Genomic DNA, 11,395 nt, shown 5'->3' with positions numbered 1-11,395 from the left:
ACCATGTATGAGTCAAAGACAAAACTATAAAAAAATAATAGTAATCGCCATAGCGATAGTAGTAGTACTGGCTGGACTATTCATCTTCTCTGCAAACAAGCCTGCTCAACAACAAGCCTCTCAACAGCAACCATCCCAGCAATCATCACAACAAGCTTCTCAGCCAGTGCTCCTAAAGGGAAGTGGTGCAACTTTTCCCGAGGCCCAGCTCAGAAAATGGATACAAGTCTTTACTTCTACAAATACAGATATAAAGATTGAATACAGCGCTGTAGGTAGTGGCCAAGGAGTAAGCGACTTCATTAATGGTCTTACGACCTTTGGTTGCTCGGATGTTCCACTGACAATTGAACAGCTGAACCAGGCTAAAAACAAATATGGGATTGTTTATCAAGTTCCCTACCTTCTCGGAGGAATAGCGGTAGTGTACAATGTACCGGAGCTAAAAGACAAACAACCACTCAAGCTTACACCAGAAGTTCTCGTAGACATCCTCCTCGGAAAAATAAATTATTGGGATGACCCAAAGATAAAGGAACTAAACCCTGAAGTCGCGAATCTCTTACCGCACAAAGAGATATACTTTATTCATAGAAGTGACGGCAGTGGAACAACAGCTGTCTTCACGTCTTACCTGAGCTTTGTCTCGAGCGAATGGAAAACAAAAGTTGGAACTGGGAAAACGGTTCAATGGCCTCTTGACTCGATGGGAAGAGGACAAGGTGCACAAGGAAATACAGGTGTTGCAAGCATGGTTCAGCAAACACCGTACTCCATGGGATATGTCGAACTGGCATATATGAAGGGAATGGGTGTGGTAGCTTTAAGAAACAATGCAGGTAAATTCGTACAACCTTCTCCTGAAAGGGTCAGTTTAGCCGTTAAAAGCTTGGATGTCGATTTTACTAGTGATATATACAGTTTAGACCTTCTATCGAAGATCTTTGGAACAACAGATCCAGATGCCTATCCAATCTCTTCCCCAACTTACATGTTTCTCAAGTCTCCTGACAACTACGACCTAAACACGAGAAAGGCACTTGCAAGATGGTTACAGTTTATAGCTACAGACGGTCAGAAGCCAGAAAATATTGCAGAAGGTTATGCGCCAATACCACAAAGTATTTCACAGAAAATACTTCAGCTATCTCAACTTTTTGGTAAATAAATAAAATATTTTCTTTCTATATATTTTTGTTTTTCATGTTTATCATAAACATAAACTATATATACTTGGCTACGAAATACTTAGTGAGTGTAAGTTATGAATAGAGACATGTTAAGGATCATGCTATCTATACCAGGAGTTCTACTATTGAGCATAGATATTCTTTTGATTCTTGTTCTCTTCAAGGAATCTATCCCAGTCCTCACTTACGAGGGACTTCGCATATTCACGGAATTTCAATGGAATGCAGCAGAAGATCCAGCAAAAGAAGTTTATGGAATAATTCCTCCCCTAGTTGGGTCTCTGTATGTGGCTATTCTTGCGATCATGTTTGCAGCATTTTTCTCGATTTCTCTAACTATTTTTATCCAGGAAATTTTTCCGTACAGGGCGCGTTTTGCAATTGAAGAACTAATTAATGTCGCGTCTACTTTTCCAACAGTTCTTTACGGCTTGTGGGGTCTTACACTTATTGTGCCACTGGTGAGACAGCTAGCTGTAAAGCTTGGATATGTCAATGTCACAGGAGCGAGCATTGTAACGGCTGGACTAGTGTTGTCTATCATGATTGCTCCATACTCCACGGCGATAATTAAATCCGTATATGCATCTGTACCTTTATCATACATAGAGGCAATAGCTAGTTTAGGTGCTACAAAGATCGAGCGGGCCATCATCGTTTTAAAGATGATTTTTCCCGCCATAGTATCATCTCTTCTCCTTGGTTTTGGCAGAGCTGTTGGAGAGACCACTGCAGTTACCTTAGTAATAGGAAATGCCTACAGGTTGCCCTTGGATCCATTTTTACCTGCTTCAACTGTTACAAGCCTAATTGCTAATAATTTTGGAATGGCTACCTATTACAAGTACGAATATAGTGCATTAATGTTTGCAGCCCTCGTTCTCTTGATTACCAGCGCATTTTTTTCCTATATTGGATTAAGGCTGGCCAACAGAAGTGTCAGAATTGTTAGAGGTGAGCAATAGTGAATCTTCGCTCCATAAAAAATGAAATTGGTTTCTTATTGATCGTTTTATCTGTTGGATTTATTCTACTGGCGATTTTTTCCCTAATAATTGTACCCCTAATCCTTGGATTCAAAGTGATAATCGAAGCAGGACCAGCATTCTTTACTACGGCACCTGCCGCTCCAGGTGAAGGGTCTCCCGGAGGAATCTATTATACGCTCATAGGTAGTTTCGTAATGATATCACTAGCAGTAGCCATCGCTTTTCCTATAGGTTTCTTGACAGGTGTATACATAAATGAATATCCACAGACCAGACTTGCAATACTGGCAGAAAGTGCATCACACTTCCTAAGCGAAGTTCCGAGTGTAATCCTCGGCATATTTATTTATGCAACATACGTTCTTGCGACTAAGAACACATCGCTAATTGCCGGTGCGTTGAGTCTTTCCTTGGCAATACTTCCATATACAGTGGTTCAGGTGAGGGAATCTCTGAGAGTTATCCCCTTCATTTATAGGGAGGCCGCACACAGTTTAGGATTACCTAGGTGGAAGACTGTCTTCTTTGTACTTGTTCCAATGAATTTGAGGGGTATACTTGTCGGGCTTCTCTCAGCTTTTCTCAGGGCATTCAGCGAGACAGCACCTGTGCTCTTCACTGCTGGAGCAGCATTTTATGGCTTCTATGGATTAGACGGCCCCTCAAGCACATTGCCTCTCCTCGTATGGAACTTCGCAAAGACACCATATGAAAACTGGCAAAAACTGGCATGGGGCGCGAGCTCTATACTTGCACTTGTTAGCATCTCCTTATCTCTCATTATTAGGAAAGCTACAAAAGAGGTGAGATTCTAATGGAAAATCCAGCTGTCCGAATCCAAAACTTAAATGTTTACTATGGAAATGAACAAGTTCTTTTTAACATCAACCTCAGTGTTCCAAGAAACAGCGTATACGCCATATTGGGCCCCTCTGGATGTGGAAAATCTACCCTGCTAAGGACGATAAATCGATTAATAGAGCTTAGACCAGAGGCCAGAGTTGAAGGAAAAGTCGAGATAATGGGCATAGATGTTTACAGGGAGCTCCCCCGCGAACAAGTGGCACGGCTAGCTGGAATGGTTTTCCAAATGCCAAACCCGTTGCCTCACCTCTCGATATATGACAACGTAGCGCTGGGACCAAGGCTACACGGAGTAGCTAAAGGCAGAAAACTAGATGAAATAGTAAGAGAAGCCCTTGAACAGGCAGGATTGTGGGAAGAAGTTAAAAACAAACTGAAAAAGCCGGCAACTTCTCTTAGTGGCGGACAACAACAACGCTTGTGCATTGCAAGGGCGCTTGCCTTGCGTCCGCCGGTTCTACTAATGGATGAGCCCACAGCCAATTTAGACCCCGTTAATGAATCAAAAATAGAAGAACTCATACGAAAGCTTTCACGTGAAACAACAATAATAATTGTTACCCATGACCCGGAACAAGCCAAGAGAGTCGCAAATAGAGGAGCAATTATCTTCAAAGGAAAAATAGTAAAAGAAAACTTTATCGACAGCTTGTTCGCTGTCCCCTACTACGACCTAATACAAAAACTAACACTGGAAGAGAGAATGATAATTGAAGCATTACAGGAAAAAAGATAGATAATTTTTCTCACTTTATGACTGTATACTAAGACTAAAATTTTAAGAGTGTTGTTGCGTCCTATAAATGATCAAAATGAAAGCTTTGAAGATACTCAGAACACTGTTACTGGTCCTTGGTCCCCTCAGCTTCCTAGTCTTCCTTGTTACAGTCTATTTCGCAGCCTCTTGTAACCCGTGGTGGAATTTCTTTAAAGGTGCATTTAGCGACCTAGGCTCGCCTAGGGCCACGAATCCATGGATATTTAATATTGGCCTTATGACTATGGGAACAATTATTGCCTTATATTCCCTAGGCATCCTTTGGTCTGTCGAAACAAAGCTTGAAGGCTTCGCCTCCGGCCTCCTTTTTGTCTCAGGCATATTTCTGTTCCTAATAGGATATTATCCCAGCGGAACAAAACCCCACACATTTGTATCCACGTGGTTCTACCTTCAGTCCTTCCTGACTTCAGCATTTCTCGGTCTAGCGCTTCTCGCAAAGAAGGAGAAACTTTTTGGTTCAATATTGTTTCTCTTGGGTATTCTCCCAGTACCTCTCGGCTACTTAATACAATTAACCATAGGGTGGCCCTCCGTTGCAGTTCTGGAGCTCGCCGGGGCATTATTCATTGAAGCCAGCGCTTTGACGGCATCAATCTATTTCCTTAGAATCGTGAAAGCAAAAACAACATAAGGAATATAAGCATAGTTTTTTATATATTATAGACACACAATGCATTCAACGCCTCCCCAGACGCTTATCAACTTGGTGTCTAGGCTTGTATCAAGGCTTGAGCTAGGAGAAGCGGCCTCAAAGGTTCTTGCAACACTTATTCTATCCGAGTTTCCACTTTCCCAGACAGAAATTGTCCACCTGACTGGATACAGTTTAAGCCAAGTAAGCTCCGCACTTTCCTTGCTTGTCAGCGTTGGCTTAGTATCCTTTGTTAAAAGTGGAAGGAAAAAGTTATACTTTTCAGATAAGGGCATCGACGAGTTATTGGGAGAGATAGCCCGCAAAATGATTGAGAAAGACCTGAAGCCTCTTGCAAGGGAACTTGAAAAGCTCCCCAAAGAGCGTGAAAAAATCCAGTCTTTGATGGATGAATGTAACCAAGCTATCGAGAAGCTTCAGGAGACTTTCCTATTAGATACACTGAAAAATATGAGAAGCATGAACGCAAAAATTAACAGGTAGCCACGGAAAAAATACTAATAATAATCAAGACACTCTAAGGACTTTTAATCATTTCAAGGATCCTTGGAAGGAGTTCATAGCCGTGCTGGAATACTCCAAGCGAACCTCGACTGCACTCCTTTTCTGTAAGCCTTTTTAATCCGTCCTGCTTGTTTCTAGGTAGCATTAAAACTACGGGTACTGGGTCATCTGTGTGAGATTTACGAGTATAAGGAGTGGCGTGGTCAGCTGTAACCAGCAAAGCAATTTCTTTGCCGCTAATTTGTTCTAGGAGAGGACCAACATAGTATCTATCAATTAGCTCTATAGATTCTACTTTTCTTTTCACGTCTCCATCGTGTCCAGGCTCATCGGGCCCCTTTAGATGAACATAGACGACATCGTTTCGCTCCAACAACTTCATGGTGGCTTCAAGCCTAATCTTGTAATCCACGGCTTTGTCCTCTGTAGGAGGCGGCACACTTTCCATGTCCATTTTCAATATTCTCGCGATTCCTATTTCCACAGGCATCTCGGCTACAGCGCCAAACCTTAAGCCAAATTTCTTGTTTATTTCTTCTAGCCTTGGAAGTCTTCCCCCAGAATCCCTCAGTAAAATTACGTTTGCAGGCATCTTACCGTTCTTTATTCTTTCCTGGTTGATTGGGTGGTCTTTAAGTATCTGGATTATCTTCTCGGTAAACTTGTTGACGAGAGTAGCCATGATTCTTGCCTCCTCTGTTCCGTCCAGTGGTTTTGCCTCTGCTACGTAGGGCTCAAATGAAGATTTTGCAATCGAGACATAACCATGCTTCTCATAAGCAGGATCTGTATTGCTGACATTGTCTGACACCCTGTGAGTCTTGCTTCCGATAATCACTACAGCCCTATGTCCAACAGTCGCAACTACACGTGCATACCCATCGTAGACTCCTAGCTCCAAACCGTCTACTGCCTTGGCAAGCTCGTGGGCCTCTTCGCTAGAAAGGTTTCTTCCGCATCTCCTATCAAGGATTTTTCTCGTCTTTGGGTCTATGGTAGCAAAATTGGCCCTAAATGCAACCTCGTAACCTTCTCTCAGCTCTAACCCTGCACCCACAGCCTCAACGGGTCCACGGCCAGTATATTCTTTATGTGGGTCGTATCCGAGGATTGACATTACAGCTGCGTCGCTTTCGGGAGCAATGCCTTTTCCAACAGTATACATTAAACCGCATCTAGAGAGCGAAGCAACCTTATCGAGAAACGGTTTGTTTGCTAGCTCTAGAGATGTAGGACCATCTTCAGGCTTGTCTGCAACACCATCTAGTACAAGATAAATCAGCTTCACATGTCAAGTATAGGGATCTTGTGATAAAAACGTTGCTATATATTGCTCATTACTTTTTCGCTACTTCGCTTTGTTCGATATATTTAAACCATCCCTCGAGAGTCTTTGGGTCAACTTCTTCACGGACACCTCCCCTACTCAATATAACCTTCTCAACAACAAGATCGCTTCCCTCCTTCGACCCAATAATCCTTATCTCTGCATTTTCTCCCAGGACTTCTTCGAGAGACAAGGAAGAAAAAGCAACAATAACTTTCTCTCCTGACTCGTCCCAACTGTAAAGCCCCGCCTTCGAAGTAAACATCCTCAACTTGTCAATACTAACTCTTATCACATGGGTTTAGTAAAAAAGACAAAGATAAATCTTTCATTTTTATCAGTAAAAGTTTTACATATTTTTTCTTAAGGCGATCCATGTTTTTGTTTTTTAGGAGGGTTCTCAAAAATATCCTTAATCTGACCAATTTATGGCTCTAAATTTTTACACACGACTAATACGCTAAGACTTAAAGCCATCAAAATAACGAGACTTAAGGGGTCCATCATGCAAACCATACCAGACATGAATTGGGAAGCTGTAACTGAACACATAGCTCGAGAACTGCGGAATTACATTGTCCGAGAGGCAGGTAAAAGCGGGGGAGTAATTGGAGTTAGCGGAGGGGTCGACAGCGCTGTGACACTGCTATTAACTGTGCGGGCTATTGGAGCACAAAACGTACATGCATTGATTCTACCTTCAAAGACTACACCCAAAGAAGATCTTGAAGATGCTTTTTCTGTCTTAGAATTGGCAAGGGTCCCCAAGGAAAACATAGAGGTTATCAATATTGAACCAATCTTGGAGAGCTTTGAGAAAAACCTGGGAGATTTAACCAAAGAGGAGAGAGGAAACCTTGCAGCCCGTGTCAGAATGTGCATTCTGCACCAAAGAGCATATAGGAAAAACGCCTTGGTCATAGGGACAGGGGATAAAAGTGAGCTTCTTCTCGGATACTTTACAAAGTATGGTGACGGTGGAGTAGATATATTGCCAATAGGAGATCTATACAAGACACAGGTCAGAAAACTTGGAGTTTTCTTAGGGCTTCCAGAACGAATAGCGTTTAAGCCTAGTAGCCCCAGGCTGTGGCCAGGACAAACCGCCGAGGGCGAACTTGGGCTAAGCTATGAAATAGCTGACCTGATCCTTTACAGTATCTTTGAGATGGGTATAGCTCCTGAGAAAGTCCCCGAAAACCTTCACATAGAGAAAAAATACGTAGATCGCGTCATGGAGCTTTACAAGAGGAGTGAACATAAACGGAATCCACCCAAAATAATCAGGGTCAGCAGACATTAAAAGAAAGTTCTGCGTTTTCGATGAAAGCCTTCTCGCTCTAGCTACCCTCAAAGCTCCTAATTACCTCGTCCACTTTATAGGTTAGCTGGCGGTACCAAAAAAGAAGGAGAGGGGATAGAAGAAGCCTCAAAAGAAGGCTTGAAACGAAAGGAGATGTAGGTCCCAGGTTATTATACATCCAGCCACCTATCAGAGCTCCTAGACTCCACGTAAACGACGGGAATAGCCCCCAGAGGGCATAGACTCTCCCCCTATACTCCTTTGGGACAAGGTCTGCCCTCAAAGAAGAATAAGCCAGGCCATAAAATACGCCTGCAACTGAGCCTATAGTGGTGGACAGGAGCAATAGAGGAAGAGTGAGCCAGGAAGACGGTGGAGCCAAAACGAAGATTACTTGGCTTAATGTTCCTAGAAGAAAGCCTAGTGTTATAGAAAAGTTTCTTCCACGCGTATCAACAATCTTCCCAACGGGTAGAAGAAGCAATAGATTCACAACGCTTCCAACTGTAGCTAGGATAGCTAGACCATTCTTGTCAACCTCTAGATAATAATACATATAATAGTTCCCAAGAAAAGTCATTGCACCTACAAGATTGAGCAAAATATCGGTAGTCATCAAAAGGTATGTTTCATGGCTGATTTTTCTAAGGGCATCAATGTAGGAGAACAAAAAGTTTCCACTGGCGTTTATTGTGTCTTTTGTGGTTATGGTTTCTTCTATCCAGAAAAGACGCGAAAGGGCCGTGATGATGCCTGTTAGAAAAGATAGGAAAAAGATTATCCTCACGCCCTCAACTATTCCAAATATATTCACAAGGTAGGCACCGCCAAGCGGTGAAAGCGACGAGGCAAGTCCAGGCACTAGACTGAGAATCGCGTTCATCCTGCCCCTCAATGATATTGGTACAGAGTCTGCCTGTATCCCCTCAAGGGCCGGCTGGTAAAAAAGTGAGATGCCATTCAGGACGTTTGAGATAGCATATGTTTGCCAGTCTGGAGCTATCGCCATTAATAGGTATGTCCCAGCTACTAAGAGTGTTCCAATCCAGAGAATCTTCTTTCTGCCATACTTATCGGAGAGAAATCCGCCGAGAAGCCTTGAAAAAGAGTTAGCGATCTGTGTGGCTGATTGCACAAGCGAGATGTCCTCTGGGGAAGCGCCTAGCTTGCTAACATATAGCTGTGTATATGGTCCGGCCATTGCCTGGACAGGTGACCAAACTAGCCAGCCGAATGCCAGTACCCGTATGTTTTTCGGGATTTTCGTAAAGGAGTCTTTTACCTTTGCAAGCCACTTAGCCACAATGATGCAAAAAGCAGGACACAATTAAATCTTTTTTAGGATTCTTAACGCGTACTCTGCCCGAAGCTGCATGGAGCTATCTCAGTCTGTAGACCAGCCTCGTCAAGAATGTTCCTAGGGATGGGAGGTTCTCCCTCCCAAATAATCTTCTTATTGCTAAGAATGTAGACATAGTCACTTATTTTCTCAGCCAGGGCTACATCTTGGCTAGCCAGCAGTATTCCCCTCGATTTTCTGAGGTCGCATAAAAGTTTGAGGAAGAGGGCAGTGGTCTTGGGATCAAGGTTAGCAAACGGCTCATCTAGGAGGAGATATGTTGGGTCGTATATAATTATGCTTGCTAGCGCCACTCTCCTTTTTTCACCGAAGCTTAGCGCATGGACAGGTTTATTCAACAAATGTTCTAGATGGAGCATGTTAGCTACAAGTTGGATCTTTGCCTCTACTTCTCCGCGTGTCAATTCTAACTGGCTTAACGTAAAGAGAAGCTCATCTCGGACCGTTGGGCTGAATAAATGGTCATCTGGGTTCTGGAACATTACACCAATATACCTCCTAGCGCCTGGCAACATTTCAAACAGATTTTTGCCATCAAGTAGAACCTCGCCAGAAAGCGGCCTCAGAAGACCAGAAACAAGCAGTAACAGTGTGGTTTTGCCAGAACCATTTGGTCCCAAGACAGTTTGGATTCTTCCAGTCTTTACTTGGATAGATACATTCTCAAGCACCAAGTCATCTTTAAGGTAAGAAAATGTAAGATTTCTACCTTCCAGCATAGTGCTCTCCTAGCCTGCATACACAGTGTAGGCTAATAAGATTGTTGAAAATAGTACGAACAAATCTAAGGGGGTAGGTCTCCAGTGCAGGACATTATTCCCCTTTGTTGTAGCCTCTCCAAAATATCTTGACTTTGTGGATAATGATAGCCAGTAAGAGGTTCTAAAGCCTTCATATATCAAGTCCCCCACCAACGACATACCAATAATCCATCTATTCTTTCTTGACACAGTAAATGTTCTGGCCTCTCTGGCAAGGGTGCTTGTCTGGGCTTTCCTAATAAACTCGGGAATATATCTGATCAAAACGCCAAGCTGTTTTGACAATTCAACAAAACCGAGAGCATTTAGACCCTTTACTACACCCAACCAGCCCAATCCGCCAAGCATAGAAGTAAACAATGAAGCGGAAGCCGCCACTCTCAATATGAACACTACTGGCTCTCTAGTTTCCCCAAGCAAAATTACAGGTAGAGCAACAACAAGAGCAAAGAATATAGAGATAAAAGTAACATATAACCACTCCCTGGTCTTCTTTGTGGCAAAAGCAATGATGGACGCGAAAATTAACGCCAATATAAATGTATGAAGTGTATGAGAAAAAGAAACAATACCCGTTACAAGCATGGATAGGACAATGCCAATGCTGGGAGTGAACCTAGGCTGGGAAGAGTCAAGAAGCTTACCTAGAACATCGCCCAGCTCAAAAAAATAATCATTTAAAATATTGTCCAAGCTTTTCATCATTTCATTTCCTCAGCTTGATAATGATGTAGCCAAGGAGGAGGACCACTAAGGCTCCAAGCAGACCCGAAACAATGTATCCCACTTCAGGTGGAAGTCCAGGCACAGAGTAATCTAGGAATGGCGTCCAATTGGTTTCTTCTGTCGTCTCGTTGAGACCTAGAAGCTCAGCCGCTATATCTAGGGGCTCGTGGTAACCAAGGAGGTTTGCTAGTATTACTCCGAAGATTGGACTAATAACTATGAGAAAAAGTATTAAGATGAAGGCTTTTTTATACCTAAGAACAATTTCTTTCATTATATCACCCGCTCACCAGGCCTGGATATTTATTAGCCAGATACATGTAAACACCCATAGTTATTATTCCCTCAATGATACCGAGTACTGCATGCCAGCCGCCCATTACCGGGATAGTTATAGAAAGCCCATAGAGAAACTGCTTGGATAATCCAAGCTCTAATCCTGCAACGATACCCGCAAAAGTTATGCTTAGCCATCCAGCAAGAAAAGTAGCGAGTCTTTTGTTCGGGAGATATTTATAGATTAGCCAGCCAGTCCAGACAGCCACAATCCCCATATTGAGTATGTTTGCACCTAGGGTTGTAATCCCCCCGTCGTGGAACACAAGTGCCTGGACCAGCAGTACAAGGGTTAGGACGATATTTCCTCCCCAGGGGCCCACAAGTATTGCTGCCAGCGCGCCCCCAACGAGGTGTAAAGAGGTGCCTCCCGGAATAGGCCAATTCAGCATTTGTGCAACAAATATCGCGGCCGCCAAGACGGGAATTAAGGTCTTCTTCTCGTCGCTTAGATCTTTGATTTTCCTAAAGGAAAGAATTACAACAATTACTGCGACTAGGTACGTTGCTATGCAAATGTATGGATCCAGGTAACCGTCTGGGATGTGCACAGTAATAGATTATTGGCTTTTTTATTTAAGCATTTCGCCTAGTAATATATT

At 43.0% G+C, this 11,395-nt stretch carries 14 protein-coding genes; 7 read left to right on the top strand and 7 right to left on the bottom strand.

The genetic code is table 11. The features are described 5' to 3' along the window. Positions 1–7: 7 nt before the first annotated feature. The 6 genes from pstS to QXT17_RS00820 all read left to right on the top strand — a co-directional run bounded on the left by pstS (position 8) and on the right by QXT17_RS00820 (position 4,959). Positions 8–1,168: a phosphate ABC transporter substrate-binding protein PstS gene (pstS, locus tag QXT17_RS00845; RefSeq protein ID WP_020962693.1), complete on the top strand. Its 1,161-nt coding sequence runs from the start codon at positions 8–10 to the stop codon at positions 1,166–1,168. Positions 1,169–1,264: 96 nt separating this feature from the next. After that, positions 1,265–2,155: a phosphate ABC transporter permease subunit PstC gene (gene pstC, locus QXT17_RS00840; RefSeq protein ID WP_020962694.1), complete on the top strand. Its 891-nt coding sequence runs from the start codon at positions 1,265–1,267 to the stop codon at positions 2,153–2,155. Further along, positions 2,155–2,994, top strand: coding sequence for a PstA family ABC transporter permease (locus tag QXT17_RS00835; protein WP_020962695.1), 840 nt, complete (start codon positions 2,155–2,157; stop codon positions 2,992–2,994). Before pstC ends, QXT17_RS00835 begins: the two co-directional genes overlap by 1 nt. After that, positions 2,994–3,779 (top strand): phosphate ABC transporter ATP-binding protein, encoded by a 786-nt coding sequence (locus QXT17_RS00830; protein ID WP_020962696.1) that lies wholly within the window; start codon positions 2,994–2,996, stop codon positions 3,777–3,779. The genes QXT17_RS00835 and QXT17_RS00830 overlap by 1 nt, the downstream gene beginning before the upstream one ends. A 67-nt stretch (positions 3,780–3,846) precedes the next feature. Further along, entirely contained in the window at positions 3,847–4,455 is a 609-nt protein-coding gene (locus tag QXT17_RS00825) for a DUF998 domain-containing protein (protein ID WP_020962697.1), read from the top strand. Between the two features lie 39 nt (positions 4,456–4,494). Further along, a complete protein-coding gene (locus QXT17_RS00820) occupies positions 4,495–4,959 on the top strand; it encodes a GbsR/MarR family transcriptional regulator (protein WP_020962698.1) in 465 nt (154 codons plus the stop codon). A gap of 34 nt (positions 4,960–4,993) precedes the next feature. On the opposite strand, the gene QXT17_RS00815 is transcribed toward QXT17_RS00820, so the two are convergent. Next, entirely contained in the window at positions 4,994–6,268 is a 1,275-nt protein-coding gene (locus QXT17_RS00815; protein ID WP_020962699.1) for an alkaline phosphatase family protein, read from the bottom strand. Positions 6,269–6,317: 49 nt separating this feature from the next. Further along, a complete protein-coding gene (locus tag QXT17_RS00810) occupies positions 6,318–6,602 on the bottom strand; it encodes a hypothetical protein (protein WP_020962700.1) in 285 nt (94 codons plus the stop codon). 210 nt (positions 6,603–6,812) lie between these two features. On the opposite strand from QXT17_RS00810, the gene QXT17_RS00805 reads away from it, so the two are divergent. Beyond that, the gene (locus tag QXT17_RS00805; RefSeq protein WP_020962701.1) at positions 6,813–7,610 is read left to right on the top strand and encodes an NAD+ synthase; all 798 of its coding nucleotides are present in this window, start codon (positions 6,813–6,815) and stop codon (positions 7,608–7,610) included. 37 nt (positions 7,611–7,647) lie between these two features. On the opposite strand, the gene QXT17_RS00800 is transcribed toward QXT17_RS00805, so the two are convergent. Genes QXT17_RS00800 through QXT17_RS00780 form a run of 5 tightly spaced genes read right to left on the bottom strand, consistent with a single transcriptional unit; the run spans position 7,648 to position 11,344 of the window. Then, positions 7,648–8,913, bottom strand: a complete 1,266-nt coding sequence (locus QXT17_RS00800; protein ID WP_020962702.1) for an MFS transporter — start codon at positions 8,911–8,913, stop codon at positions 7,648–7,650. A gap of 44 nt (positions 8,914–8,957) precedes the next feature. Then, complete coding sequence (locus QXT17_RS00795; RefSeq protein ID WP_020962703.1) at positions 8,958–9,689, bottom strand: energy-coupling factor ABC transporter ATP-binding protein; 732 nt, start codon at positions 9,687–9,689, stop codon at positions 8,958–8,960. Between the two features lie 9 nt (positions 9,690–9,698). Next, positions 9,699–10,436: a hypothetical protein gene (locus QXT17_RS00790; protein WP_052885525.1), complete on the bottom strand. Its 738-nt coding sequence runs from the start codon at positions 10,434–10,436 to the stop codon at positions 9,699–9,701. A gap of 1 nt (position 10,437) precedes the next feature. After that, positions 10,438–10,731 carry a PDGLE domain-containing protein gene (locus tag QXT17_RS00785; RefSeq protein WP_020962705.1) on the bottom strand — a complete coding sequence of 98 codons (294 nt, stop codon included), beginning with the start codon at positions 10,729–10,731 and terminating at the stop codon, positions 10,438–10,440. 4 nt (positions 10,732–10,735) lie between these two features. Continuing rightward, complete coding sequence (locus QXT17_RS00780) at positions 10,736–11,344, bottom strand: energy-coupling factor ABC transporter permease (RefSeq protein WP_020962706.1); 609 nt, start codon at positions 11,342–11,344, stop codon at positions 10,736–10,738. Positions 11,345–11,395: the final 51 nt, after the last annotated feature.

Source organism: Thermofilum sp., from assembly GCF_038871435.1.
Lineage (GTDB): Archaea > Thermoproteota > Thermoprotei > Thermofilales > Thermofilaceae > Thermofilum > Thermofilum adornatum.
This window is presented reverse-complemented; position numbering and strand designations above follow the sequence as displayed.

Coding starts and splice junctions, on each gene's coding strand:
- pstS (WP_020962693.1), top strand. CDS start 8: ATGAGTCAAAGACAAAACTATAAAAAAATAATAGTAATCGCCATAGCG.
- pstC (WP_020962694.1), top strand. CDS start 1,265: ATGAATAGAGACATGTTAAGGATCATGCTATCTATACCAGGAGTTCTA.
- QXT17_RS00830 (WP_020962696.1), top strand. CDS start 2,994: ATGGAAAATCCAGCTGTCCGAATCCAAAACTTAAATGTTTACTATGGA.
- QXT17_RS00825 (WP_020962697.1), top strand. CDS start 3,847: ATGATCAAAATGAAAGCTTTGAAGATACTCAGAACACTGTTACTGGTC.
- QXT17_RS00820 (WP_020962698.1), top strand. CDS start 4,495: ATGCATTCAACGCCTCCCCAGACGCTTATCAACTTGGTGTCTAGGCTT.
- QXT17_RS00805 (WP_020962701.1), top strand. CDS start 6,813: ATGCAAACCATACCAGACATGAATTGGGAAGCTGTAACTGAACACATA.
- QXT17_RS00795 (WP_020962703.1), bottom strand. CDS start 9,689: ATGCTGGAAGGTAGAAATCTTACATTTTCTTACCTTAAAGATGACTTG.
- QXT17_RS00790 (WP_052885525.1), bottom strand. CDS start 10,436: ATGATGAAAAGCTTGGACAATATTTTAAATGATTATTTTTTTGAGCTG.
- QXT17_RS00785 (WP_020962705.1), bottom strand. CDS start 10,731: ATGAAAGAAATTGTTCTTAGGTATAAAAAAGCCTTCATCTTAATACTT.